General features: G+C 59.1%; 21 protein-coding genes and 2 rRNA genes. 9 read left to right on the top strand and 14 right to left on the bottom strand.

The genetic code is table 11. The features are described 5' to 3' along the window. The 3 genes from AC1DWG_RS08835 to mrdA all read left to right on the top strand — a co-directional run. Positions 1 to 104: ribosomal RNA gene (locus tag AC1DWG_RS08835) — 23S ribosomal RNA — on the top strand; the annotation flags it as partial. A gap of 158 nt (positions 105 to 262) precedes the next feature. Further along, positions 263 to 378 (top strand): 5S ribosomal RNA (rrf, locus tag AC1DWG_RS08830). Positions 379 to 565: 187 nt separating this feature from the next. Next, positions 566 to 2,458 (top strand): penicillin-binding protein 2, encoded by a 1,893-nt coding sequence (gene mrdA, locus AC1DWG_RS08825; protein WP_477787661.1) that lies wholly within the window; start codon positions 566 to 568, stop codon positions 2,456 to 2,458. A gap of 36 nt (positions 2,459 to 2,494) precedes the next feature. Here mrdA and AC1DWG_RS08820 read toward each other — a convergent pair whose 3' ends face one another. Genes AC1DWG_RS08820 through AC1DWG_RS08785 form a run of 8 tightly spaced genes read right to left on the bottom strand, consistent with a single transcriptional unit; the run spans position 2,495 to position 11,483 of the window. Next, positions 2,495 to 3,625 (bottom strand): glycosyltransferase family 4 protein, encoded by a 1,131-nt coding sequence (locus AC1DWG_RS08820; RefSeq protein WP_477765127.1) that lies wholly within the window; start codon positions 3,623 to 3,625, stop codon positions 2,495 to 2,497. After that, the gene (locus AC1DWG_RS08815; RefSeq protein ID WP_477787660.1) at positions 3,626 to 4,756 is read right to left on the bottom strand and encodes a glycosyltransferase family 4 protein; all 1,131 of its coding nucleotides are present in this window, start codon (positions 4,754 to 4,756) and stop codon (positions 3,626 to 3,628) included. Continuing rightward, complete coding sequence (locus AC1DWG_RS08810; RefSeq protein WP_477765129.1) at positions 4,740 to 6,107, bottom strand: glycosyltransferase family 4 protein; 1,368 nt, start codon at positions 6,105 to 6,107, stop codon at positions 4,740 to 4,742. The genes AC1DWG_RS08815 and AC1DWG_RS08810 overlap by 17 nt, the downstream gene beginning before the upstream one ends. Next, the gene (locus AC1DWG_RS08805) at positions 6,104 to 7,357 is read right to left on the bottom strand and encodes an ABC transporter ATP-binding protein (protein ID WP_477787659.1); all 1,254 of its coding nucleotides are present in this window, start codon (positions 7,355 to 7,357) and stop codon (positions 6,104 to 6,106) included. Before AC1DWG_RS08805 ends, AC1DWG_RS08810 begins: the two co-directional genes overlap by 4 nt. After that, positions 7,357 to 8,154, bottom strand: a complete 798-nt coding sequence (locus AC1DWG_RS08800; protein WP_477765131.1) for an ABC transporter permease — start codon at positions 8,152 to 8,154, stop codon at positions 7,357 to 7,359. The genes AC1DWG_RS08805 and AC1DWG_RS08800 overlap by 1 nt, the downstream gene beginning before the upstream one ends. Then, positions 8,155 to 9,597 carry a mannose-1-phosphate guanylyltransferase/mannose-6-phosphate isomerase gene (locus AC1DWG_RS08795; protein WP_477765132.1) on the bottom strand — a complete coding sequence of 481 codons (1,443 nt, stop codon included), beginning with the start codon at positions 9,595 to 9,597 and terminating at the stop codon, positions 8,155 to 8,157. 3 nt (positions 9,598 to 9,600) lie between these two features. Continuing rightward, positions 9,601 to 10,572: a GDP-mannose 4,6-dehydratase gene (gene gmd, locus AC1DWG_RS08790; RefSeq protein WP_477787658.1), complete on the bottom strand. Its 972-nt coding sequence runs from the start codon at positions 10,570 to 10,572 to the stop codon at positions 9,601 to 9,603. After that, on the bottom strand, positions 10,569 to 11,483 hold the full coding sequence (locus AC1DWG_RS08785; protein WP_477787657.1) for a GDP-mannose 4,6-dehydratase: 915 nt from the start codon (positions 11,481 to 11,483) through the stop codon (positions 10,569 to 10,571). Before AC1DWG_RS08785 ends, gmd begins: the two co-directional genes overlap by 4 nt. A gap of 424 nt (positions 11,484 to 11,907) precedes the next feature. On the opposite strand from AC1DWG_RS08785, the gene AC1DWG_RS08780 reads away from it, so the two are divergent. Genes AC1DWG_RS08780 through AC1DWG_RS08760 form a run of 5 tightly spaced genes read left to right on the top strand, consistent with a single transcriptional unit; the run spans position 11,908 to position 17,636 of the window. Then, entirely contained in the window at positions 11,908 to 13,485 is a 1,578-nt protein-coding gene (locus AC1DWG_RS08780) for a glycosyltransferase (RefSeq protein WP_477787656.1), read from the top strand. Beyond that, positions 13,479 to 14,774 carry a glycosyltransferase gene (locus AC1DWG_RS08775; RefSeq protein WP_477787655.1) on the top strand — a complete coding sequence of 432 codons (1,296 nt, stop codon included), beginning with the start codon at positions 13,479 to 13,481 and terminating at the stop codon, positions 14,772 to 14,774. Before AC1DWG_RS08780 ends, AC1DWG_RS08775 begins: the two co-directional genes overlap by 7 nt. Continuing rightward, positions 14,771 to 15,655: a class I SAM-dependent methyltransferase gene (locus AC1DWG_RS08770; protein WP_477756417.1), complete on the top strand. Its 885-nt coding sequence runs from the start codon at positions 14,771 to 14,773 to the stop codon at positions 15,653 to 15,655. Before AC1DWG_RS08775 ends, AC1DWG_RS08770 begins: the two co-directional genes overlap by 4 nt. Further along, complete coding sequence (locus AC1DWG_RS08765; protein WP_477787654.1) at positions 15,652 to 16,809, top strand: acyltransferase family protein; 1,158 nt, start codon at positions 15,652 to 15,654, stop codon at positions 16,807 to 16,809. Before AC1DWG_RS08770 ends, AC1DWG_RS08765 begins: the two co-directional genes overlap by 4 nt. Then, complete coding sequence (locus AC1DWG_RS08760) at positions 16,803 to 17,636, top strand: class I SAM-dependent methyltransferase (protein ID WP_477787653.1); 834 nt, start codon at positions 16,803 to 16,805, stop codon at positions 17,634 to 17,636. The genes AC1DWG_RS08765 and AC1DWG_RS08760 overlap by 7 nt, the downstream gene beginning before the upstream one ends. A 74-nt stretch (positions 17,637 to 17,710) precedes the next feature. Here the strand turns inward: AC1DWG_RS08760 and AC1DWG_RS08755 are convergent, their stop codons facing one another. The 6 genes from AC1DWG_RS08755 to AC1DWG_RS08730 form a co-directional block, all read right to left on the bottom strand. Beyond that, positions 17,711 to 18,499, bottom strand: a complete 789-nt coding sequence (locus AC1DWG_RS08755) for an SDR family oxidoreductase (protein ID WP_477765138.1) — start codon at positions 18,497 to 18,499, stop codon at positions 17,711 to 17,713. A gap of 59 nt (positions 18,500 to 18,558) precedes the next feature. Continuing rightward, entirely contained in the window at positions 18,559 to 20,106 is a 1,548-nt protein-coding gene (locus AC1DWG_RS08750) for an amino acid ABC transporter permease/ATP-binding protein (RefSeq protein ID WP_477787652.1), read from the bottom strand. 64 nt (positions 20,107 to 20,170) lie between these two features. After that, positions 20,171 to 20,965 (bottom strand): ABC transporter substrate-binding protein, encoded by a 795-nt coding sequence (locus tag AC1DWG_RS08745; RefSeq protein ID WP_477765140.1) that lies wholly within the window; start codon positions 20,963 to 20,965, stop codon positions 20,171 to 20,173. A 45-nt stretch (positions 20,966 to 21,010) separates the two neighbouring features. Next, positions 21,011 to 22,081, bottom strand: a complete 1,071-nt coding sequence (locus AC1DWG_RS08740) for an isopenicillin N synthase family dioxygenase (protein WP_477765141.1) — start codon at positions 22,079 to 22,081, stop codon at positions 21,011 to 21,013. Between the two features lie 14 nt (positions 22,082 to 22,095). Further along, positions 22,096 to 22,947: a sugar phosphate isomerase/epimerase family protein gene (locus tag AC1DWG_RS08735; RefSeq protein WP_477787651.1), complete on the bottom strand. Its 852-nt coding sequence runs from the start codon at positions 22,945 to 22,947 to the stop codon at positions 22,096 to 22,098. A 295-nt stretch (positions 22,948 to 23,242) separates the two neighbouring features. Then, complete coding sequence (locus tag AC1DWG_RS08730) at positions 23,243 to 23,512, bottom strand: hypothetical protein (RefSeq protein ID WP_008051067.1); 270 nt, start codon at positions 23,510 to 23,512, stop codon at positions 23,243 to 23,245. Between the two features lie 180 nt (positions 23,513 to 23,692). Between AC1DWG_RS08730 and AC1DWG_RS08725 the strand changes: the two genes are divergently transcribed. Then, positions 23,693 to 24,466, top strand: coding sequence for a ParA family protein (locus AC1DWG_RS08725; protein WP_477787650.1), 774 nt, complete (start codon positions 23,693 to 23,695; stop codon positions 24,464 to 24,466). The last annotated feature ends 87 nt before the right edge of the window (positions 24,467 to 24,553 follow it).

Here is a 24,553-nt window from a genome sequence, read left to right as displayed (position 1 = left end):
GTCCCCTGAAGGGCCGTCGAAGACTACGACGTTGATAGGTTGGGTGTGTAAGCGCTGTGAGGCGTTGAGCTAACCAATACTAATTGCCCGTGAGGCTTGACCATATAACACCCAAGCAATTTGACTACTCGAAAGAGCATCAGATTGCGGTGTGTGAAGACGAAAATGAACCGAAAGTTCGACGCTCACAAAACACCGAAAGCTATCACCTACCCAATTTGCTGAAGCGAGGCCACCTGGTCACGACTCAGTACCCGAATTTCTTGACGACCATAGAGCATTGGAACCACCTGATCCCATCCCGAACTCAGCAGTGAAACGATGCATCGCCGATGGTAGTGTGGGGTTTCCCCATGTGAGAGTAGGTCATCGTCAAGATTAAATTCCGAAACCCCTATCTGCGCATGCAGGTAGGGGTTTTGTTTTTGCGCTCGAAAAGCAGGGCGAGCTTTTTAAAAAAAATCACACAAATCTGACTCCACGGTTTTGCTATGGTGCAGCTCATTTTTAATGGACTGAGTTTGCGCCCACGGATCGGCATTCCTTTCAATGAGTTGCTGCACAAGTGCCTGAACCGATACCGATCAAGGACCACGAAAAAGAGACACGCCTGGTCAACAAGAGACTCATGGCCTGCGCCTTGTTCGTTGCCGCTGTCACCTGTGCGCTGGTAGTACGCCTGTACGTCCTGCAAGTCGTCGAATTCGACTATCACTCGACCATCTCCGAAAACAATCGCGTTCATGTCCTGCCGATTACGCCTACCCGCGGATTGATCTATGACCGCAACGGTGTACTCCTCGCTGACAACCGTCCCAGCTTCAACCTGACCATCACCCGCGAACGTGCTTCCAATGTCAGCGAAGAGCTGGACGAAGTCGTAAATCTCCTGCACCTGCCCGCTGAAGACCGCTCGCAGTTCGACAAGGTGATGAAGCAGGCTCGTCACCCCTTCGTACCCGTGACGCTGTTCTATGAACTGACCGAAGAGCAGATTGCCATTCTCGCCGTCAACGAGTTCCGCCTGCCGGGCCTTGATGTAGAGCCGCAGTTCGTTCGGCACTATCCATTGGGCGAGCACTTCGCTCATTCGGTCGGCTACGTCGGACGTATCAACGAGAAAGAGTCAAAGGCTCTGGATACGGTCGAGTACCGAGGCACCCAATCCATCGGCAAGACCGGAATCGAAAAATTCTACGAGGCGCAACTGCACGGCCATGTCGGCTATGAGGAAGTCGAAACCAATGCCCAGGGCCGCGTGCTGCGAGTGCTCAAGCACACTGACCCGGTGCCAGGCGAAAACATTGTCCTGAGCCTCGACGTCAAGCTGCAGGAAGCCGCCGAGCAAGCCCTGGGCGATCGCCGTGGCTCGGTGGTCGCGCTGGATCCGTCGACCGGCGAAGTATTGGCCATGGTCAGCAACCCGAGTTTCGATCCGAATCTGTTCGTCACCGGTATCAGTTCCAAGGAATACTCTTCGCTACGGGATTCCATTGATCGGCCGCTGTTCAATCGTGTGCTGCGTGGTCTCTATGCCCCGGGTTCGACCATCAAGCCGGAAGTGGCAATCGCTGGCCTCGATGCAGGTGTCGTCACGCCACAGACCCGTGTGTTCGACCCCGGTTATTACCAGCTACCGGATTTCGATCACAAGTACCGCAACTGGAACCACAGCGGCGATGGTTGGGTGGATATGGATGCGGCGATCATGCGTTCCAACGACACCTATTTCTATGACCTCGCACACAAGCTCGGTATCGATCGCCTGCACGACTACATGGCCATGTTCGGGCTGGGGGAGAAAGTCTCCCTGGACATGAATGAAGAAGCCCCTGGGCTGATGCCATCCCAAGCCTGGAAACGCGCCACCCGCCGTCAGGCCTGGTTTCCGGGCGAGACGGTGATTCTCGGCATCGGCCAGGGCTACATGCAGGTTACGCCGCTGCAGTTGGCTCAGGCCACGGCGCTGATTGCCAACAAAGGCGTGTGGAATCGCCCGCACCTGGCCAAAACCGTGGACGGCGTCGCGCCGGTGGATGAACATCCGATGCCGAATATTCTGCTCAAGGATCCGCGCGACTGGGAGCAGGTCAACCATGGTATGCAGATGGTGATGCACGATGCCCGCGGGATTGCCCGGGCCGCAGCGGCAGGGGCGCAGTATCGTATCGCCGGCAAGAGTGGTACCGCGCAGGTGGTGGCGATCAAGCAGGGCGAACGTTACAACCGGGAGAAAACCCGCGAGCGTAACCGCGACAATGCCTTGTTCGTCGGCTTCGCCCCGGCCGAACATCCGAAGATCGTGATTTCGGTGATGATCGAAAACGGCGAGGCGGGTGGCCGCGTCGCCGGACCGGTCGTCCGGGAGATCATGGACGCCTGGCTACTCGATCAAGAAGGGCACCTCAAGCCGCAGTACGCCGCGCCGAGCAAGGTGCCGGGCGATCCTCACGTCTGAGCCCACATGGCTTCATAGCACAGGCATCACGGATGCTCATGCGTAGGCGAGGGCTTTTTCTTCCAGCAGTTCCTCATACAAGGCCGTCCATTTGCGACCCATTTCGTCCGCGGTAAACAGATTTTGATAACGGGCCTGCGCCTTCTCGCCCATTTGCGCCGCCAGCGCCGGGTTTTCCCAAAGCGTGCGCATCGCCTCACGAAACGCCAATGGATTGCTCGGCGGCACCACCAGCCCGGTCTCGTTATGGATGTTGATGTAACTGGTGCCAGTGCCAATCTCACTGGAGATCATCGGTTTGCCATACATCGCGCCTTCAAGCAGCGAAATGCCGAAGGCTTCGGAGCGCAGGTGTGACGGGAACACGATGGCGTAGCTCAGTTGCAGCAGCGCTACTTTGTCCTCGTCCCCCAGACGCCCGAGGAAGTGGACATTGCGTAAACCCAAGGCGGTCGCCTGGGCATGCAGCTCTGCTTCCAGTGGGCCGGCACCGACAATCACTGTCGGGTAATCCAGGTCCTTCAGGGCGTCGAGCAGAATGTGCAAACCTTTGTAGTAGCGCATCACACCGACAAACAGAAAGAACTTGTCGCCGAGCTTTTGCCGCCAGTGGGCCACTCGATCACTGTCAGGCTGTGGGTAACCTGCTTTGTTCAGTCCATAGGGAATCACTCGGGTCTTGTGCTGAAACTGTTGCAGCACATCACTGGTGTGCAGGTAATTGGGCGATGCAGCGACGATCCGGTCGGCGCTGTGCAGAAAGCGATTCATCAGCGGCCGGTAAAGTTTGAGCAGGTGTTTCTGGCGGATGATGTCCGAGTGGTACGTCACCACGCTGGGTTTGTTCAGGCCGCTGGCGAAATGCACCAGGTCCATGAACGGCCAGGGAAAGTGGTAATTGACCACGTCGGCCTCGGCTGCCAGCTCGCGAAACTGTTTGAAGACGCTCCAGGAAAACCCTGTGGAGGCGAACTGAATGTCGAGTCTGGCTCGATGGACTTCATGTTGAGCGATCTGCATCACCGGCGGTGTCGGATCGGCACTGAGGGTCAGCACCTTGCCTTCAACGCCGTGCAGGGCACCGCTTTCGCACAACTGGAAAATCACTTGTTCGATCCCGCCGACCGAGTCAGGCAGGTACGTCTTGAAAAAATGAAGAACTCGCATTCAACCTCCCATTGCCTGGCGGTAAGCGCTGGCCGTGACTTGCGCGCAGCCTTCCCAGGTAAAAAGCCTTGCCTGTAGCAATCCGGCTTCTCGGCATGCCTGCCAATGCGCTAGATCCTCGATCAGACGACTCATTGCATCGCGCAAGCCGTCGGTTTCATCCGGTTCAACATAGTTACCCGCAGAGCCTGCGACTTCGGGCATGGCCGCACGGCTGGTCAGAATGACCGGTGTGCCGCAGGCCATGGCCTCCAGCACCGGCAGGCCAAAACCTTCGTAAAGCGACGGAAAAATCAATGCCCGGGCGCCGGCCAGTAGCTGTGCAACGTGCTCGTCAGGCAAATAGCCGAGCAAACAGACATGACCGCTGGCCAGGGCCTGGTGCAATTCTTCGCTGAACTGCTCGCGCTGCCAGCCGGCCATGCCGACGATCAGCAATGGAAGACGCTGACGGACTGATTCCGTCAGTCGGGCGTGGGCGCGCAGGGCGAGGGACAGATTCTTGCGCGGTTCCAGGGTACCGACACAGAGGAAGTATTCCCGCGCTTCGACGCCATGGGTCTTGAGTACGGCGTCGATAGCCTCGGGGGACCGCGGGTGAAAACGCGCGGCTACACCGAGTGGGGCGACGACAAATCGCTCGGTCGGTAACCCGAAATGTGCCTGGGCTTCGTCAGCAATGAACTGCGAGTCGGTCAGAATCAGGCTTGCCTGTCGCACGCCGTCGGCCACGCGCCGTTCGATTTCTCGCAAGCGCGCCGGTGGCTGCGTTTCGGGATAGTGCAGGTGAGTCAGGTCATGCAGGGTGATGACGGTCGGACCGTCGAACGACAGCGGCCACAAACTCGGTTCGTGGTAGACGTCGATGGCTTGCGCGCGGCCCTGATCGAAGCGTTTCTGCTCCAGCCACCGTCGGGCCTGATAAGCCCCCGGAATCTGCCGCAGCAATGGCGTCAGTCGGGAATAACCGGGCATGGCCGCTTCCGGCAGCACATCACTCCAGCCCCAGCCATGAAACAGCGCCAATTCAATATCCGGTTCACCCGCCAGGGCGTTCGCCAGTTCGGCGACGTAGTGGCCGATGCCGGTGCGCGGCGCCTGGAGAATCCGCGCGTTAAGGGCAATGCGCATGTTGCCTCTCTTGTATGAGCGGCACGTCCGGGAGATTGCGCAGGGTGCGTGAAGCCAGTTGCGCACTGGCTTCACGCCAGCCGATCCAGCGCCAGTCCGCGACGTCGCGAGTGGCCGGGAATTGACCGCTGCCCTCGAAACCAATGACCAGATCAGCCAGGCTTTGTGGCTTGGCCAGATCGAAGTACGCCATGAACTCGCCGCCGATTTCGCGAAAGACCGCAATGTCGCTGCCCATGGCCGGCAGTCCACGCTGCATGGCTTCTACCAGCGGCAGGCCGAAGCCTTCCACAAAAGACGGAAACACCAGTGAGCTGGCGTGGGTGTAGGCATGCTCGAGGCTGGTGTCGCTCAGATCATTGAACATGAACAGTCGTTGGTTCAGCTGCGGGTGATTACGGACCCGGGCCAGCAGTGCATCGCATTTCCAGCCGACTCGCCCGGCAATGCACAGCCGGGCAGTGGAGCCTGCCGCCCAGGCCCGTTCGAAGGCGTCCAGCAGATAGGCGTGGTTCTTGCGCGGCTCGATGGTACTGACCATCAGAAACACCGGTTCCGATGTCGCGAACAGCCGGGCAAGACGCGGTTCCACGGTGGCGTTGACTTCCCTCAGATCGAGTTCGGAGCCCAGGTGGAAATAATCGAACCACAACTCGGCGGCCTTGGCGGAGCCCAGACGGCGCTGAACTTCCTCACGCACCTGGTCACGCACCGTGGCGGAAATGGCCACGTAGCCATCGGCGGTTTGGGTGATCCAGTCGAACCACTCGTTGAACACCTGCACCAGCCGTGAGTCGTAAAACTGCGGGTGAGTCAGGGGAATCAAATCGTAGATTACTGAAACAATACCCACGCCTTCACGTTTGAGCTGTTCGGCAAACGGGAAAAAGTCGGTGTGCCAGGACGAGTCCAGCAACACCAGTTGGTCCCCCGGTTGATGCTGCAACGGTGCGCAACGTTTGGGCAGTTGATACTGATCGAGCTGGTCGATCAGGTGCAGCGGCACGCTGAAGCAGGTCAGCGCTGTCAGTCGATAAGCCACGTACACTACGCGTCGGGCGAACCGCGATGCCAAACGTTGGTCGAGCCGCTGGTGCCATTGCCAGAAACGATGTGCCAGCCGGCCAAGTCGCCCGCCGAACATCATCAATTGATCGAAAAACGGAATGTTCAGCGCGCCGAGTTTCAGTACCCGATAGAGTTTGCCCTTGAGCATCACAACCGGGATGCATTCAACACCGTCGACCGATTCCGGTAGCTGGTTGACGACGTTGCGCACCACCCGCTGAATGCCCGAATTGACCTTGGGGTGCTGGAATACGTGCGTGCACTCCACCAAAAGACGCGTCATGGCGTGCTCTCCGAGGTGACCGGCGCGCTCGAGCGCGTGACGGTGGTCTTCGCGGCCAGCCACGAGCAGCCGACAAAATCTTCCTGGCGGTTGTTGATCACATGGAACACCAACCCGTAATCGCGCCACTCGAAGTTGCGGTCCAGGTGCGAATCCAGGCGTGACAAGCTCAACGCCACGGAATAGTTACCCTTGCCCAGCCCCATGACGAACGCAAAGCGATAGGTCACGCGCTCGCCAGCCTGCAGATCGGTCAATGCCTGATCCTGGCGATGGGTGTTGATGCCGTACATGGCCTGGCCCAGGCGATCCTTGATCATGAAGCCCAGTACCAGCCGTTCGATGTCCTGGCGAACCTCGACATTGACCTCCAGCACGACCGGCTGGCCGACTTCGGCGGCGTCGATGGAGCGTTCATGTTGGTCGAGCAAGCGCACGCTCAGAATCCTGGCTTCACCCGTTCCCGAAATGGTACTGACCTGGCCGCCAGCGAGGGCTTCCTGGCGCACGGTCTGTCCTTCACGCTTGGCGAGCAGGGCGTTGTAGTAATCCATGACGGTTTCGGGTGTGTCGTGCATGGCCATGTGGCCGTTTTCCAGGAGGATCGCCGAGTCGCAGATCGACTGAATCGCCGAGCGGTCATGGGAGACGATCAACAGCGTGGTACCGGCTTTGCGAAAGCTGCGGATGCGGTCGAAACTTTTGTGCTGAAAATAGGCGTCGCCCACCGACAGCGCTTCGTCGACGATCAAAATGTCCGGGCGCCGTGCGGTGGCCACGCTGAACGCCAGGCGCATTTGCATACCGCTGGAATAGGTGCGCACCGGGTGGTCGATGGCGTCGCCTATCTCCGCGAAACGTTCGATTTCCGGCATCAAGGCTTGTATTTCTTCGACCTGCATACCCAGCAGTTGCCCGGCCATGACCGCATTCTGGCGGCCGGTAAAGTCCGCATGAAAACCCATGCCCAATTCCAGCAGGGCGGCGACGCGGCCTTCGAGCTCAATGGTGCCGCAGGTGGGTTGGGTGGTGCCGGTGATCATCTTCAACAAAGTGCTTTTGCCGGCGCCGTTGACCCCGACGATGCCCACCGATACTCCGGGGGCAATCTGGAAGGTCACGTCTTGCAGCACCCAATGCTGGCGATGGCGGATCGGCGAAAACGGGATCAGCCACTCGGCCAGTCGACTCCAGCGGGTTGGGTATTGTTTATAGGCCTTGCCCAGGCCGGTGACGCGTATGTGCCCCATCAGAGTTCATCCACCATTTCACCGACCCTCTGCCGAAACAGCCGCAGGCCGATGACGAAGAGCAATACGCTGGCGACCATGATCGGCAGCAACGAACTCCAGACGGGCCATTGGCCGTACAGGAAGATGTTCTGGTAGCTGGTGATCAGGTTGGTCAGGGGGTTGAATTGCAGCAAGCGCTGCACCCAGTCGGGCAGGATGCTCATCGGGTAAACGATTGGCGTCAACCAGAACCAGAATTGCAGACAGATGGCGAAAAATTGCCCGACATCGCGAAAAAACACATTCAATACGCCAAGAATAATCCCCAAGCCGGCACAGAACATCACCTGTAATGCCAGCAGAGGAATGAGCGCCAACAGCGCCAGGCCCGGTAGTCGACCGGTGATCAACAGAAAACCGAGGAACAGGCCGATGATGATTGCGAAGTTGATACCGGCATTCAACAGCACGATCACCGGCAGGCAGATCCGTGGAAAGCTGATTTTTTTCAGCAGGTTGGCGTTATCCAGAAACATGTTCTGGCTGCGCACGGTGATCTCTGCGAACAAGCCCCAGGTCAGCAACCCGGCGCAGAGGTAGATGCTGTAGGCCATGCCATCATCTACCCCTGGCAAACGCGCGCGCATGATCTGGGAAAAAATCACGGTGTAGACAATGATCATCGACAGCGGATTGAGCACGGTCCACAGGGCACCGAACAACGAATTGCGATAACGCGCCTGAAACTCTCGCTGGACGCTACCGAGAATGAACCCTCGATAGCTGCCCAGCGTGCGGTAAAGGGAAAGCAGCATTCAAACCGTCCTGCCGTATTGATCTTCGAAGCGGACGATGTCGTCCTCTCCCAGGTATTCGCCGCTTTGCACCTCGATGATCACCAGGTCGATCACGCCGGGATTCTCCAGGCGATGCTTGTGACCGGCTGCAATGAAGGTCGATTCGTTCTTGGCCACCAGATGCGTGCCGGTGCCATTGTTGGTGACCTTGGCCATGCCTTCGACCACCACCCAGTGCTCATTGCGATGGTGGTGCATCTGCAATGACAACTTGGCGCCGGGCTTGACCACGATGCGTTTGATCTTGAAGCGCGGGCCTTCCTCGAGCACGGTGTAGGTACCCCATGGCCGGCTGACCGTACGGTGCAGGCGATAGGCTTCGTGCTCTTTATCCTTGAGCTGCCTGGCCACCCGGCGCACATCCTGGGCGCGGTCGGCGTGGGCCACCAGCACCGCGTCGGCGGTGTCGACGATGATCAGGTTATCCACACCGACGGTCGCGACCAGACGGTTATCGCTCTGGACGAAGTTGTTGTGGCTGTCGATGAATATCGACTCGCCGACGGCGCGGTTGTTTTGTGCATCCGCCGGTACCAGCGCGGCCACCGCACCCCAGGAGCCGATGTCGCTCCAGTCGAAACGGGCCGGCACGACGACTACCTTGTCGGAGCGCTCCATCAACGCGTAGTCGATGGAAATATCCATGATTTCGCCAAACAGGGCCGGCGACAGTTCCTGTTGCAGGCTCCCGGCGTTTTCCACCGCAGCGCTGGCGGTCATGCAGGTCTGCGTCTGCTCCAGCAGGTCGGGAGCATGGGTTTTCAGCTCGGCCAGTACGCTGGCGACCGAGAAGCAGAACATCCCGGAGTTCCACAGGAAGTTGCCGCTTTCCAGGTAATGCGTCGCGGTTTGCAGGTCGGGTTTTTCGACGAAGCGCCGCACGCTGGCAGCGCCTTTATCGTCCAGCGATGTGCCGGCTTCAATGTAGCCAAAACCGGTTTCCGCAGCGGTCGGCACGACACCGAAGGTCACCAGGTGACCACACCTGGCCAATGTCACGGCATGCTCGACTGCGTCCTTCAGCGCGTCGACATTGACGATCAGGTGGTCGGCGGGCATGACCAGCATGATCGCGTCGTCACCATGCAGGGCCTGCAGGGAGAGGGCGGCGGCGGCAATGGCCGGCGCCGTATTGCGCCCCGTCGGCTCCAGCAGGAAGTGCCCGCGATGACGGCCCAGGTGCGCGTCCCGAAAGTGATCCTTGCTCTGGAAGTAGTACTCGCGGTTGGTCACCGTGACGATATCGCCCCAGCCGTCGAGCAGGTCCGCGGCCCGCCGATAGGTCTTGCCCAGCAGCGACTGGCCGTCAGGCAAGGTCATGAACGGTTTGGGATGGCCTTCACGCGACACCGGCCACAATCTGGTCCCGGCACCGCCGGAGAGAATCACGGGAATCAGCATGGCCTACTCCTTGGCGACGCGTTTCATGTCCGCATCCATCATCATGCGGATCAAGGTATCCAGATCGGTTTTTGGTTTCCAGCCCAGCACACGCTGGGCCTTGGCCGGGTTGCCGAGCAGCACTTCGACTTCGGCCGGGCGGAAGAACGCCGGGTCGATCTTCACGTAATCGCGGTAGTTCAGGCCCACGTGATCGAAGGCGATCCGGCACATCTCGCGCACGGTGGTGGTCACGCCGGTGGCCACCACGAAGTCGTCGGGTTTGTCCTGTTGCAGCATCAGCCACATGGCTTCGACGTAGTCCCCGGCAAAGCCCCAGTCGCGCTTGGCGTCGATGTTGCCCAGGCGCAGTTCATGCTGCTTGCCCTGCTTGATCCGGGCGGCGGCGTCGGTGACTTTGCGTGTGACGAACTCGATGCCGCGCAGCGGTGATTCATGGTTGAACAGGATGCCGCTACTGGCGTGCAGGTTGAAGCTCTCGCGGTAGTTCACGGTGATCCAGTGGCCGTACAACTTGGCTACGCCATAAGGGCTGCGCGGATAGAACGGTGTGTTCTCGTCCTGCTGTTCGGCCTGGATCAGGCCGAACATTTCGCTGGTCGACGCCTGGTAGAAACGCGTGTGCGCACTGAACTGACGGATCGCTTCGAGCAGGTGGGTAACGCCCAGACCGTCGACGATGCCGGTGGTCACCGGTTGATCCCAGGAGGCCGCGACAAAGCTTTGCGCGGCGAGGTTGTAGACCTCGTCCGGCCCCGACTTGATCACCGCGCGCTGCACTGAACAGGCATCGGCCATGTCGCCGTCCAGGTAGACGATGTCCGCTTCGACTCCCATCTCGCGCAGGCGCCAGCGCGAGTCGCTGCTGCGACGCGCCACCAGGCCGTGGACCTTGTAGCCCTTGTCGAGCAGCAGTTTGGCCAGATACGCGCCATCCTGGCCGGTGATACCTGTGATCAATGCACTTTTAGTCATTCTTGTCGTACTCGCTTCTCCCAGTCGGACAGGATCGCCCGCAGGGATTGTTGTGTTGTGATTTCAGACTTCCATCCGGTGGTCTGGACCAGCCTGGCAGGGCTGCCACACACCCGACGCTGATCCGCGCGGCGAAGTCGCGCTGGGTCCTGGACCAATTGCAGGTCGACCTGGGCAAGATCTGCCAGCTGCTCGATCAAACTGCGAATGCTCCGCTCGTGCCCCGAGCAAATGTTGTACACCTGCCCCGGTGTGCCTTTTTCCAGCAAGGCCAGATAGGCCGAGACCACGTCCGCGACATCAAGGAAATCGCGCGTGACATCGATGTCCCCGACCTCCAGCTCTGGCCCTTGCAGGCCTTGCTTGATCCGGCAGATCTGACGGGCGGCGCTGGCGATGACGAAGCTGTCTTTCTGCCCTGTGCCGATGTGGTTGAACGGGCGGGCGACCAGTACCGGCCAGCCTTCGCTCAGGCCCCATTGCAAACTCAGGAATTCTGCCGACAGTTTGCTCACGGCATATGGATTGCGCGGGCAGGGTGGCTGCAATTCAGTGATGGGCAGATGCTCTTCGGTGACCTGGCCATAGACATCACCGGAGCTGACGTACAGAAATGTGCCGGTGAAGCCGCGCGCCTTGAGGGCTTGCAGCAGGTTCAGGGTGCCCAGCAGGTTGATTTTCAGGGTGCGCGCCGGATCACGAAAGGCGTCCGGGACGAAAGTCTGGCCGGCCAGGTGAATCACCGCATCGGGCATTTCCGGCCACAGGCCTTCGAGGCTGTCCGGCTCGCAGAGATCGTAGCGACAAGGAGCAGGTAGAAGCTCCCATTCCGAGGCATCAGCCTGCAAACGCGATTGGATGTGTTGTCCTACGAATCCGGTCAGACCCGTGACAAACAGACGCTTTTTCAAACAGCGACCCCTTGGTCATGCATTTCATCCAGTTTCCACAGTCTTCATGGAAAGGTCTCACGAGTCGATATGATCGCTCGAAAGACAGGTGAAATGTTTGTTGTAGTTGTTTGGTAGCCAATCTGTGCCATTTGCTCGGTAATTTCAACAAGTCCAAAAGTGACTGATCGGTTCTCCTCAGCGTAGCCTGATTTATTCTCGCCGGGCGGTTCACGAATCCTCAATGGATGTGTTTAGAATGCCCCTCGTCACGATTAACCGGCGTTCGTGTGGGTTGTTCCGGGACTCTGCGAATCTGTCCTTTAAAACAAGAACGTAGACGGGCAAAAAGACGATGGACGAGGACTGGCGAGTGCCGGCTCGATCCATGGTTTTTCCGTCATAGAGTGAGGCCGCCGGGATGGCGGTTTCATCGTGGGATGCCATGAATTTCATTCTTTACTCGGACATCAACGACAGCTCCATCAGCCAGAACCTTGGTCGTCCCGAATACAGTTACTACTTCGTGCTCAAGGCGTATCGCCCTGCGCTCGAAAGCCTTGGGCGAGTGCATGTGGTGTCCTCCACCGCCGAGGTCGATCCGCTCTACAAACAGTTATTGGCCGCCGGCGAAGACAGTCTGTTCCTGTCGTTTACGCCGCCGCAGAAAACCCCGAACGACCTTGAGTGCCCGACGATCTGCGTGGTGGCCTGGGAGTTTGATTCGATTCCCGATGAACAATGGGATAACGACCCGCGTCAGGACTGGACGCAAATGCTGGCGCGGCAGGGCCGGGTGATCACACTCTCCAGCCATACCGCCCGGGCGATTCGCCGGACCATGGGTGAAGACTTTCCGGTGCTGGTGTTGCCGACGCCGTTGTGGGAAAACTTCGCCGACATTCGTAGTCGCCACACCAGCGTCCCGATCAGCGCCGGCTCGACCCTGGACATCAAGGGGTGCATCTTCGATACGCGCACACTCGGGCTGAGTGCCGATGCACTGATTCCCGTCGTGCCGACCGCCGAGGAACTGGCGGCGCTCGAGGCCGAGCTGGAGGCATTGAAGCCACCGCCGCTGACGCTCAAGCGCCGCTTGGTGATTGCTCGCCATTACCTGCATATGTGGCGCCTGGACAAAGGTAAATCGCTGCCGATCCCGGTGCATCGCACGCATTTTCTAAGCCAGTGGTACTGGGAAGGGATTCGCGACTTGTTGTCGGATGCCGCCCATGAGCGTCTCGCTGGCTGGCTGCCGGCCATCGCCGGCCCGCAGACGATTGCAGTACCCGAGCCAGAACCGCGACAGTGGCCGGACACCACCGCCCAGGTCGAAACACAGGTTGACGGTGTGGTGTACGTCACCGTGTTCAACCCGCGTGACGGTCGCAAGAACTGGCATCAACTGATCACTGCATTCTGCTGGGCGTTCCGCGAAACGCCTGACGCGACACTGGTGCTGAAGATTACCCAAAGCGATCTGTCGTCCTACCACGACGAACTGATGACGTTGCTCGCGCAGCTTTCGCCGTTCGCCTGTCGGGTGGTGGTCATGCACGGCTACCTGGACGACCCGCAATACGCCCGGCTGTACGAAGCCGCCAGTTACTACGTCAATGCCTCGCGCTGCGAAGGGCTGTGCCTGCCGCTGATGGAGTTCATGGCCAGCGGTAAACCGGTGATTGCCCCGGATCACACGGCCATGGAGGACTACATCGATGAGCGTGTGGCGTTTGTGGTCAAGTCCAGCGAAGAGCTGACCATCTGGCCGCAGGACACTCGCATCATCTACCGCACCCTGCGTTACCGGCCGGATTGGGGTTCGCTGAAAACCGCTTACGAAAACAGCTACCGTCTGGCCAAGGAACAACCCCTGGAGTATCAGCGCATGTCCCTCGCCGCCGTCGAGCGCATGCACGATTACTGCGCTTTCGCCCCGGTACAGAAACGCATGGCGGATTTTTTCGGGCTGGCACCACAGGCTTTGCCGACAGCAACCGTGACGGATACCGCCTCATGCTGATCATCATTCATTCGGAAACCAACCAGCACACCATTGCCCAGAACCTTGGCCGCTCGGAGTACAGCTATTACTTCGTGCTCAAGGAGTACCGACCCGTGCTGGAGCGGCTGGGGCGAGTGGTAGAAGTCAGCGACCCGCAGACCGAAGTCGATGCTTTGTACATGGACTGTCTGTCCCGTGGTGAAGAATGCGTGTTCCTGTCGTTCTCACCGCCTCATCGCACGCCGGTCAATTTCGCCTGCCCGACGCTGCCGGTGTTCGCGTGGGAATTCAGCACCATCCCCAACGAACCCTTTGCCGGTGACCCGCTCAATGACTGGCGCACGGTGTTGCGGGCAGCGGGTGCAGCGATTACACATTCCAGCTACACCGTGAATGCGGTGCGCGAGGCGATGGGCACCGACTATCCGGTCATCGCGGTACCGGCCCCGGTATGGGATCGGTTTTCCGAGCGCGGCGCCCACTTGCAATGTCAGCCCTTGGCCAGTCAGGTGCGGTTGACGCTCAAGGGGTTGCTGGCAGACAGCCGTGAACTCGACTTGCGAGCCTTCGGCCCCGTGGCCACTCGTCAAGGTGTGGGTATTGATTTCGAGGCCCCGCCGAGTGAACACGAGTTGGTCCTCGACGGCGTGATCTACACTTCTGTGTTCAACCCCAGTGACGGGCGCAAGAATTGGGAAGACATGCTCAGTGCCTTTTGCGTGACGTTTCGCGAGGTGGACGACGCAACGCTGGTGCTCAAATTGACGCATCACGATGCCGAAGAAGCGCTGACCGACATCCTTCACCACTTGTACAAAAACCAGTCTTACCGCTGCCGGGTCGTGCTGATTTACGGCTATCTGGCTGACGCGGACTATGAGCAGCTGGTGCAGGCCACGAGTTACGTGGTCAACACGTCCTACGGCGAAGGCCAATGTCTTCCGCTGATGGAGTTCATGTCCTGTGGCAAACCGGCCGTGGCGCCACGGACCACGGCGATGATCGATTATCTGGATGCCGATAATGCATTCCTGATTGACTCCACCGATGAGCTGACGGCCTGGCCACATGACCCGCGCAGGGCGTTTCGTACCTTGCGCTACGTCACCGATTGGGCGTCGTTGTGCAGGGCTTACCAATCAAGCTATGACGTGGCCAAGGGTGATCCGGGGCGTTATGCACAGATGTCCGCGCACGCAGTGGCCAGCCTCAAGAAATTCTGCTGTCAGGCCACCGCCGAGCAACGGCTTGGCGTATTTTTTGAGCGCCTGTTCGAGAACCGTGTCGTGGAAACCCCTGAGGCATGATTCGCGCATTGGTCAGACGTTTCTTTGCAGAGACGAAACCCGAGCCCCGGCCCGCGCCGTTGCCGGTCGAGCAATCTCGTGTGTCGCCAAGAGATGTGGGCTTGCACGATGCAATGCATGACGGCTGGTTTTCGGGTGACAGCGGCGAATTGCTCAAAGGGTTTGCCATTACCGCCGACGACACCTTGCTGGATGTCGGCTGTGGTGAAGGGGTCGCGACCTTGTTTGCGGTGCGCCAGTGCGCGTCGGTGATCTTCACCGACAGTGAGTACGACAAGGTCCGCGACCTGGCGCGGCAAGTGCAAGCGCAGTCGGACAAGGCGAATCTAGGTCTGGTCAGCAACAGCCTGCCACTGCCTCTGGCCGATGGTTGCGCGAGCAAAGTCGTGTGCATGGAAGTGCTGGAGCACATCGATCAGCCAGAACCCTTCATGGCCGAACTGGTGCGCATGGGCCGCCCCGGCGCGCTCTACCTGCTGAGCGTACCGTCCCCGGTGGGCGAGCATTTGCAGAAAGGCATCGCCCCGGCCAGTTATTTTCAATCGCCCAATCATGTGCAGATTTTCAGTCCCGAGCGATTCGCCGCGCTGGTGGAAGACGCGGGCCTGGTCATCGAACATCGTCAGGCCACCGGGTTTTTCTGGGTGATGGGCATGATTTTTTTCTGGGCCAGTGAACGGGCCGCCGGGCGCGATCTGGGTGGTGCGGTTCGCGACCGGATTCAGGCGCCGTATCCGCCGCTGATGGAGAGCTGGGCGAAAACATGGCAGGACTTGCTGGCCCAGCCCGACGGGTTGGCGATCAAGCAGATGCTGGACCGGTTCATGCCCAAGAGCCAGGTGATCATTGCTCGCAAACCGTATGTCCAGGAGGGCGCATGAGCAACGAAAAACGGATCATGGACATCGAGTTGCTGCGCGGCATTGCGGTGCTTGGCGTGCTGTTTCATCACCTGCAGGACAGCCTGTTCGCGGCGGCTGTTCCGTTGTTGCAGAGCATCACGCTGTACAGCCAGCCGTGGTGGGGCGTGGATCTGTTTTTCGCGATCTCGGGCTTCGTCATTGCCCGCAGCCTGATCCCGGCCTTGCGCCGCTGCACCACGCGTCGGGAGTATTGGCAACAGACGCGCAATTTCTGGTTGCGTCGGGCCTTTCGTTTGCTGCCGTCGGCCTGGTTATGGCTGGCGCTGATGTTGCTGGCGTGTCTTTTTCTCAACCGTTCCGGCGCGTTCGGCACGCTGTACGCGAACCTTCAGGCGACCCTGGCCGGCGTCGCCCAGTACGCCAATTTCCGCTTTGCCGACAGTTTTTATCACTACGAGTACGGCACCAGTTTCGTGTACTGGAGCCTGTCGCTGGAAGAGCAGTTCTACCTGCTGTTTCCGCTGCTGATCGTGCTGTTGCGCAAACACCTGGTGTGGGCCTTGCTGGCGTTGGTGGCGCTGCAATTGTTTACCTTGCGCACGCCGATCCTGATGGTGGTGCGCACCGACGCGCTGGCCCTTGGCGTGCTGTTGGCGATGTGGAGCGTGCAGCCTTCGTACCGGCGCTGGGAGCCAAAATTCCTGCGTCGTCCATGGGTGGGTGTTGCCGCACTGATCGCGGTGTCGCTGCTGCTCAGCTTCATGGCAACGGATCGTTTCACCTTCACTTCTTACCGGATCGGCGTGATTGCGCTGTTGTGTGCGCTGCTGGTGTGGATCGCTTCTTACAACCGCGATTACCTGTTGCCGCGCGGCGTGTTCAAAAACCTGATGACGTGGGTCGGCAGCCGTTCCTACGGGATCTACTTGATCCATATCCCGGCCTACTTGCTGGTTCGTGAATTCATTTTCCGTTTACAGGCTGCCGGGCTGCCCAGTCCCGCTGGCCATCCGATTCTGATGTTGCTGATGGCTGGCGGCCTGATCGTGCTGCTGAGCGAACTCAACTATCGCTACATCGAAATGCCCATGCGCAACCGCGGCGCCTCGCTGGTCAAACGCCTGGGCACCTCCCGAACAGCCGTCCCATCCTCTGGAGCTACCTCATGCTGAGCCTTTTAAAGAAACTCACGGCGGGCACGCCCGCGCCTGTGCAGCCAGAGACAGCGCCCGCGGCGCCAGTGGCGGAGAAAGTCGACCCCTACATGCTCGGCCTGCACGACGCGATGCTCAGTGGCTGGTTCAACCAGCAAACCGGCGAACTGTTCACCGGCTTCCCGGTAACCCCCGAGGACACGCTGCTGGACGTAGGCTGCGGCGACGGCGGCAACGTGCATTTCTGCGGGATGCGCGGGGCGAAGATCATCATCGCCGACATCGACGCGGCCAAGGTCGAAGCGACCCGCCAGCGCCTGGGCGATACACCGGCCCGCGACGTCGAATGCCACGTCACCGACTGCAACCCGCTGCCGATTGCCGATGCGACCGCCACGCGGGTGGTGTCGACCGAGGTCATCGAGCACGTGGACGATCCGGCCCAGTTCCTCGCTGAACTGGTGCGTGTCGGTAAACCGGGCGCGCTGTACCTGCTGAGCGTCCCGCATCCCAGCTCCGAAGACCTGCAGAAAGATATCGCGGCGGCCGAGTATTTCCAGAAACCCAACCACATTCGCATCATCAGCGAAGAGCAGTTCAAGGCCATGGTCAGCGATGCCGGCCTGGAAGTGATCAGCCACAGCCAGTACGGATTCTACTGGTCGATGTGGATGCTGTTGTTCTGGGAAGCCAAGGTCGATTTCAGCAACCCGGACCATCCGTTGCTCAATCACTGGGCGGATACCTGGCAGGCGATCCTGGCCTCGCCACGGGGTGCACAGATCAAGCAGGCGCTGGATGCCGTGGTGGCGAAAAGTCAGGTGATCATTGCGCGTAAACCCTGATCAGCAAAGCTCGCCCGGGCGGGGCCGCGAACTCAAGCCTGATTGCCCGGGTACACCTACATAGCCCTTGCCCATTATTGGCTGGAGCGAACGGCCCCGCCATCGATCAACAGGTTCTGCCCGGTCAGGTAGCCCGCATGGCTGCTGCAAACGAAGGCACACAGCGCTCCGAACTCCTCGGCTGAGCCGAAGCGTCTGGCAGGAATTTCGCGACGGCATTGGTCAAGGAATGCCTCACTGTCTTGCCCTGACTCCTGGGCAGCAGCGACCAGGTTGTCACGCAGTCGATCGGTGTCGAATGAGCCCGGTTGCAGGTTGTTGATCGTCACATTACGACTGGCAATGTTTTCTTGCCGGGCAAGCCCTGCGATAAACCCCGTCAGACCACTGCGCGCACCATTGGACAGACCCAGGCTTTCGATAGGGGACTTCACGGCACTCGACGTGATGTTGATGATTCGGCCAAATCCGCGTGCCGCCATACCGTCTACCGTTGCCTTGATCAGCTCGATAGGGGTCAGCATGTTGGCATCCAGCGCCTTCAGCCAGGCGTCGCGATTCCATTCGCGGAAATCCCCGGGGGGAGGGCCTCCAGCGTTGTTGATCAGGATATCGAAATGCTCATGGGCCTTGAGCGCTGCCGCCCGGCCCTCGGGCGTCGATATGTCTCCGGCTACGGCGATGACCGTCACTTCAGGGTTTATCACCCTGAGCTGACGGGCTGTTTCATTCAGCGTGTGCTCGCCCCGTGCGGTGATCACCACGTTCACGCCTTCGTTAACGAGAGCCTGTGCACAGGCTTTGCCCAGACCTTTGCTGGCGGCGCATACCAGCGCCCAGCGTCCTGCTATTCCAAGATTCATGCGGGTTTTCCTGAAAGAAGGAAGCTCAATGTAAGGGGGCGCCTATGGCAGCACCCTGCTCATGCATGATCCAGCGTTGCAGACAGGCTTGGCGATGGGGTACTGATTCCCATGAAGCGTCGCACTCGTTCTCCTTTGGCATCGCATCGTATGGTTTCAGGTGCGGCATCCAGTTGGATATTACCGTTCTCCATGAACACGACCCGGTCGGATATCGACATGGCAAAGTCCATTTCGTGGGTCACGATCAGCATGGTCATGCCTTCTTTCGCCAGGTCGCGGATCACGTTCAGCACGTCGTTGACCAGTTCCGGGTCGAGGGCCGAGGTCGGCTCGTCGAACAGCATGATCTGCGGCTCCATCGCCAGGGCTCGAGCGATCGCCACGCGCTGTTGCTGCCCGCCGGAGAGCTGGTGCGGGTACTTGTGGGCATGGGCCAGCAGGCCGACCTTGTCCAGTAGCGCATAGGCGCGATGTTCACTCAGCTCGCCCGGCTGGCCGTGGTAACGCGGTGCCAGGGTGACGTTGTCGAGAATGGTGCGGTGCGGGAACAGGTTGAAGTTCTGGAACACCATGCCGATGTGCCGCACGCCTTTGCGCAGGCGGGAGCTGTTGGGCTTGTCCGAAGCCTCGATGAATTTTTCGCCGAACAACAGAATGTCGCCGGTATCGATGCTTTCCAGGCCGTTGACCGTGCGGATCAGCGACGTCTTGCCGGAGCCGGATGGCCCGATGATCGAGACCACCTGGCCGTATTCGACATTAAGGTCGATACCCAGCAGCACCTTGTGCGTGCCATAGCTCTTCTGGATGTTCTTCAGTTGCAGGATGGGCGTTGCGTTGTTGCCGGCGGCTTTGCGCGCAGTGTCGGGCAAGGCTTCGGCGCTGGCCTTGAAGCGGGCGATGGTGGCCGCGTCGAGCGTGTGCGGCTTGCGGAAGTTCAGGTCCAGGTAGCGCTCCAGACGCTGCAGGAAATAACCGAACACGGTGACGATCAACACGTAGTAGACGCCCACCGCCGCCAGGGTTTCCATGACCAGGAAGTTGGTGGCATAGAGGCGTTGGCCGACCGTGAGGATTTCCGTCAGGGAAATGACCGAGACCAGCGACGTCAGCTTGACCACCGTGATGTATTCATTGATCAGGGTGGGCAGCGAAATGCGGAAAGCCTGGGGGATCACGATCAGGCGTTGCATGCCGAACAGGCCGACACCCAGCGCGCGTCCGGCTTCCTTCTGGCCCTTGGCCACGGAGATCAGGCCGCCACGATGGATTTCCGCCATGTACGCCGCTTCAGTGACCACCAGGGCCAGCAGGCCTGCGTAGAAGGGGTTGGACAGAATCGGTCCGCTGCCGGGAAACAATTGCGGCAGGTTGTAGACGAACACCACCAGCACCAGCAACGGGATGCTGCGGAAGAACCAGATGTAGACCGCCGCGGGAATGCGCAGCAGGGGCGATTGGGACAGCTTGGCCGTGGCCAGGACAAAACCCAGCAGCATGCCGATGAACCAGGCCAGTGCACTGAGCTGGACCACCGTGACGCAGGCCTTCCAGAAGTCCGGCAGGGAGAACAGGGATAAGAAATACGACCAATCGAATTGCATGGGGCACCTCGATCTGCCGCCCCGGTGCAGGGCAGGCAGATAACCAGACTACAAGGACAGGTTCTTAGTTGGCAGTCGGTTCTTCCAAACCATATTTCTTGAGGATTGCGGCGTATTCTCCGCTCTTTTTGCTCTCCTCGAAGGCTTTTTGCACGGCCTGGTAGGTTTCGTCGTTACCTTTCTTGACGAAGATGCCCAGGGTTTGCTGATAGATCGGATGCTCGGTGGTGATCACCACCCGGCCGTTGGTCTTTTCTGCGATCATTTTTGCCGCGCCGGCGATTTCGACCTGGGCCTGGATGTTCTTGGACAGCAGGGCCTGGGTTACTTCGGGTGCCGAAGGGTACTCGCTGACAGTGATCGCGCCTTTGTTGTTCGGCACACAGTATTCATCGGACAGCTTGCGGAATTCCTTGACCCAGGTCGTGCCCTGTTCCAGGCCCAGTTTCAAGCCGCACAGGTCTTCAGGCTTTTTTGCATTGATCTCGCTGCCCTTGGGCACCATGACCGCGGCACCGGTGTTGGCATAGGCGATGGTCTGGGCCTGGGTCTGGCGCTCCGGTGTGATGTACATGCCGGAAATGACCGCGTCGTACTTGCCGGAGTTCAAGCCGAGGATCAGGCTCGGGAACTTGGTGTCGACGAACTCCACCTCGGCGTTCATTTGCTTGGCCAGAGCCGTTGCCAGCTCGGGGTCCGAACCCACCACGTTTTTGTCCTTGTCGTAGGACTCGAAAGGAGGGTAGGTGATTTCCATGCCGACCTTGAACGTGTCTGCCGCGGCCATGCTCACCGAAGCACCGAACATGCCGGCTGCCAATACAGCCAGGCTCAAAAGGGTTTTTTTATTGTTTTTCATTATTTACTGACTCCGGCGTAGGTAGGGGGTAGCTGAAAACTTCAATCAGGACGGTTGCGCCTGATTTTTCAAATGTCCGAAACTGGCGGGCTTGCGTGCCTTGCCTGGCAGTTGAACCTCCCCGTTGGCCACCCTCTGGCGCAGATACTGATAGGTCTGCAGCGCCTGGCCATACATGTGTTCGCCGATCGTAATTTCTTCGTAGTCGTTACCTGCCTGGGCGAACCCGGGCAGCGGCTTGATCTGGGTGTGATAGTCGCAGGCATAAAACAGCGGAAAGGAATAACGCTCCTCCTTCACGCTGCGCACCCGGTGCGCAGTGGCAACGAAAGCGCCTGCCGTCATCACTTCCAGCATGTCGCCGATGTTGACGACAAAGGCATCGGCCATCGGTGGTGCATCGATCCATTGGCCAAGATTGTTCATCACCTCAAGGCCCGGTTTGTCGGCCAAAAGGATGGTGAAGCACTCGTAATCAGTATGGGCGCCAAGACCCGGTGCATCATGGGCGGCACCGTCGAAGGGGTAGTGGATCAGGCGCAGCTTGGACGGCGGACGGGTGACCAGGCTGTCGAAATAGTTTTCTTCCAGGCCCAGGGTCAGGGCGAAGCCGCCGAACAGGCGCCGGCCCAAGGCGAAGATGGCTGCATAGTAGGCCTGCACCGAGGCCTTGAAACCTTGCAGCTGCGGCCAGTCGTTGGGCCCCAGCAACGGGGTGTTGGCCAGCACCAGCAGGTCATCGGCCGGGACTTCGAAGCCGACGTCGAAGGCTTCCTTGTGGTCCGGCTTGCCCTTGGAATAGACCTCTTCGCCTTCGGGCACAAAGCCCTTGTGGGTTTGTGAGGTGCCGATGTAGTGACGCATCTTGGTGTCGAAGGGCTGGTCGAAAAAGTCTTTGGCAGCCTGGCGCAGGTTGGCGATCAGTTGCGGGTCGATGCCGTGATCGGTGATATAGAGGAACCCGACCTCGCTGGCGGCGCGCCCCAATTGTTCGGCCACGGCCAGTCTGTGTTCCAGTTCAAAGCTGAACAGACCGGCGATGTTGACCACCGGAATGCTGTTGAAGTTGGCTTTGTGTGTGTCAGTGCTGGCGCTGTTGTTTTTATTGTCAGGCATGACGCATCGGCTCCCTAAGGATGGCTTGAGTGGGTGAAACGCTCGAAGTGTTCGCGCTCGGTCTGGCCCATCCACACGTTCAATGACCACAGGTCGGCGACCGGGACATTGGTGAAGGGCAAATGATGCAGGTAGCCGTCGGCGCCGAATTCCGGGGTCAGGGTGCTGACCTGGTAACCGCGGGCTTGCTGTGAGCGCCAGATGCTTTCCCAGTGCTGCTGATGGAAAGCCAGTTCTTTTGCATATTCGGGTGCTGCCGGGTGCGGAACCTGCGGGCCCTGGTCGTAACCGACCCGGGCCTGGATATGGTGAACCCGCTCGATGAAAGCGCTCAGGTCATCGGCCGGATCATTCAACAGGCGTTCGCAGGTCACGACCCAGTGGCTGATGTCACTGGTGAACAACAAGTCGGGCAGTTGGCGGATCAACTCCAGGGTCACCCAAGGGTTGAACAGCGAGCGCGAGCGGTGGGTTTCAAAGCTGCAGACCTGGCCGTGCTTGCGCGCCAGATCCAGCGCCTGGCCAAAAAATTCCACTTGTTGTGGCAAGGACCAGCGGTCATTGCCCGCCAGCACGTTGACGAAGCGTGGGCCGAGTTCGGCAGCCCAGGCGAGTTTCTGGTCGAGGTCATCGAGGTGAACGGCAGGCGTTGCCGACTGGTCCGGCAGCACGTCGTACGCGGTGAAGACTGTGCTGATATAGCCCAGGCGATTGGCCTGGAGAAAAGCGCCGAACTCGGTCCGTTCACGGGCGTTCAGTGGCAGGCGTGCTTCCATGCCGTCAAAGCCCGCGTGCAGCAACTCCTCGAGCGCCTGAGCCTTGCTGGCGGTATAGCCCCACAGCGTTCGGAAAATTTCCAGCTTCATCGGTGATCCTCAAAAATCCCAGGGCCTGCTGCAAAAGCACTTCGACGGCGCCAGGCTGCCAAGCGCCTGGTTCGCTGTGGAGTCGATGTTAGACACAGGCCGCACACAGAAAGAATCTGAAAGTTCAAATGAATACTTCAGACTTTCACTAACAAATAGCTAGCTATTTATCTCGCTTGCCAGGAGGGATTTTTATGGGCGAGAGCGTGTCTGCGTTGGCTATTAGCGAGAGATGCCATTGTTACGGCATCATTTTGAAGAGTCCCAAGCGACACCGGGCTAACGAAGTTCCAGGCTACTTGCCATTCCTGGCATGCGCTACCTTCGCTCGAATGCCATCAAGATATTGGGACTTCAGCTCTGTCGTTAACGGCCCAAGGATGGGGTTTGCCTTGAACCGGGCCAACAGATGCTCAATCACCCGATCTACCTTGGCGTAGGCAGCCGTGACGCTTGAAGGTACCAGCGGATCAAACTGAATCCCTTCCATCTCGATATCGAGTCGTTTCAACACCGGCTGTGCGTCCAGGATCTGGTGGCGTATTTCATCCAGTGAACATTGCATTGTCGACCTCCTTGTAATGCCATAAGTACAGGCACGCCTATCGTTAACTGCATCTCGGATGACACAGTCAGGGTATGGCAGTTGCTGTCTTAAAAATGAAACAAAATTGTCGCGTAGAAATATTACTGAAATGTTTCAATCCTATGATCGAGGGAGATCTTTTTTCAGGTTACCTCCCACATGCGTCGAGTTGTGTTCAATCAAAAAGGAGGCGTTGGCAAATCCAGCATCGCCTGCAATCTCGCGGCTGTCAGTGCTGCCGAAGGCTACAGGACGCTGCTGGTGGATCTCGATCCCCAGGCTAACTCGACTCAATACCTGACAGGGCTGACAGGCGATGATATCCCCATGGGGATTGCCGATTTCTTCAAGCAAACCTTATCCAGCGGCCCGGCCAGCAAAAAGAATCGGGTGGCCATCACCGATACTCGCTACGAAAATCTGCACCTGGTCACGGCTAGCCGCGAGCTTGCCGATCTGCAGCCAAAGCTTGAGTCCAAATTCAAGATCAACAAGCTGCGCCGCTTGTTGGTGGAGCTTTCCGAAGATTACGAACGCATTTATATCGACACGCCGCCTTCCCTGAATTTTTATACGTTCAGCGCACTGATCGCCGCCGACCGCGTGCTGATTCCATTCGATTGCGACAGCTTTTCTCGTCAGGCGCTCTATAGCGTCATCGCGCAAGTGGCCGAGTTGCAGGCTGACCATAATGAGTCGTTGATCGTGGAAGGTGTGGTGGTCAACCAATTTGTGGCACGTGCCAGCTTGCACCAGATGCTGATCGACGAGTTGGTGGCCGAAGGCTTGCCCGTGTTACCGGATTACTTGAGCAGCACGGTCAAAATGCGTGAGTCCCATGAAACGTCGGTGCCCATGATCCACTTGGCTCCACGCCATAAGCTGTCATTGGAGTTCGTCAGCCTGTTTTCCGCTTTGGAAAGAGCCGGTTGATCGTAAGAGCAAGGTTGAAAATTCAGCGTCTGACGATGGGATGGCACGCCTTGGTTCGCCATCTGATTCCGTGCGCTGAACATAAAA

Source organism: Pseudomonas sp. P4_B3 (assembly GCF_056402295.1).
Note: the sequence above shows the minus strand (reverse complement) of the source record. Positions and strands in the feature narration are given on the sequence as shown.

Excerpts from the sequence above, each read along its gene's own strand:
- AC1DWG_RS08765 (WP_477787654.1), top strand. The coding sequence starts at position 15,652 with ATGAGCAACGAAAAACGGATCATGGACATCGAGTTGCTGCGCGGCATT.
- AC1DWG_RS08800 (WP_477765131.1), bottom strand. The coding sequence starts at position 8,154 with ATGCTGCTTTCCCTTTACCGCACGCTGGGCAGCTATCGAGGGTTCATT.
- AC1DWG_RS08735 (WP_477787651.1), bottom strand. The coding sequence starts at position 22,947 with ATGAAGCTGGAAATTTTCCGAACGCTGTGGGGCTATACCGCCAGCAAG.
- AC1DWG_RS08820 (WP_477765127.1), bottom strand. The coding sequence starts at position 3,625 with ATGCGAGTTCTTCATTTTTTCAAGACGTACCTGCCTGACTCGGTCGGC.
- AC1DWG_RS08775 (WP_477787655.1), top strand. The coding sequence starts at position 13,479 with ATGCTGATCATCATTCATTCGGAAACCAACCAGCACACCATTGCCCAG.
- AC1DWG_RS08810 (WP_477765129.1), bottom strand. The coding sequence starts at position 6,107 with ATGACGCGTCTTTTGGTGGAGTGCACGCACGTATTCCAGCACCCCAAG.
- AC1DWG_RS08740 (WP_477765141.1), bottom strand. The coding sequence starts at position 22,081 with ATGCCTGACAATAAAAACAACAGCGCCAGCACTGACACACACAAAGCC.
- AC1DWG_RS08795 (WP_477765132.1), bottom strand. The coding sequence starts at position 9,597 with ATGCTGATTCCCGTGATTCTCTCCGGCGGTGCCGGGACCAGATTGTGG.
- AC1DWG_RS08770 (WP_477756417.1), top strand. The coding sequence starts at position 14,771 with ATGATTCGCGCATTGGTCAGACGTTTCTTTGCAGAGACGAAACCCGAG.
- AC1DWG_RS08755 (WP_477765138.1), bottom strand. The coding sequence starts at position 18,499 with ATGAATCTTGGAATAGCAGGACGCTGGGCGCTGGTATGCGCCGCCAGC.
- AC1DWG_RS08815 (WP_477787660.1), bottom strand. The coding sequence starts at position 4,756 with ATGCGCATTGCCCTTAACGCGCGGATTCTCCAGGCGCCGCGCACCGGC.
- AC1DWG_RS08805 (WP_477787659.1), bottom strand. The coding sequence starts at position 7,357 with ATGGGGCACATACGCGTCACCGGCCTGGGCAAGGCCTATAAACAATAC.
- AC1DWG_RS08730 (WP_008051067.1), bottom strand. The coding sequence starts at position 23,512 with ATGCAATGTTCACTGGATGAAATACGCCACCAGATCCTGGACGCACAG.
- AC1DWG_RS08750 (WP_477787652.1), bottom strand. The coding sequence starts at position 20,106 with ATGCAATTCGATTGGTCGTATTTCTTATCCCTGTTCTCCCTGCCGGAC.
- AC1DWG_RS08725 (WP_477787650.1), top strand. The coding sequence starts at position 23,693 with ATGCGTCGAGTTGTGTTCAATCAAAAAGGAGGCGTTGGCAAATCCAGC.
- AC1DWG_RS08745 (WP_477765140.1), bottom strand. The coding sequence starts at position 20,965 with ATGAAAAACAATAAAAAAACCCTTTTGAGCCTGGCTGTATTGGCAGCC.
- AC1DWG_RS08780 (WP_477787656.1), top strand. The coding sequence starts at position 11,908 with ATGAATTTCATTCTTTACTCGGACATCAACGACAGCTCCATCAGCCAG.
- AC1DWG_RS08760 (WP_477787653.1), top strand. The coding sequence starts at position 16,803 with ATGCTGAGCCTTTTAAAGAAACTCACGGCGGGCACGCCCGCGCCTGTG.
- gmd (WP_477787658.1), bottom strand. The coding sequence starts at position 10,572 with ATGACTAAAAGTGCATTGATCACAGGTATCACCGGCCAGGATGGCGCG.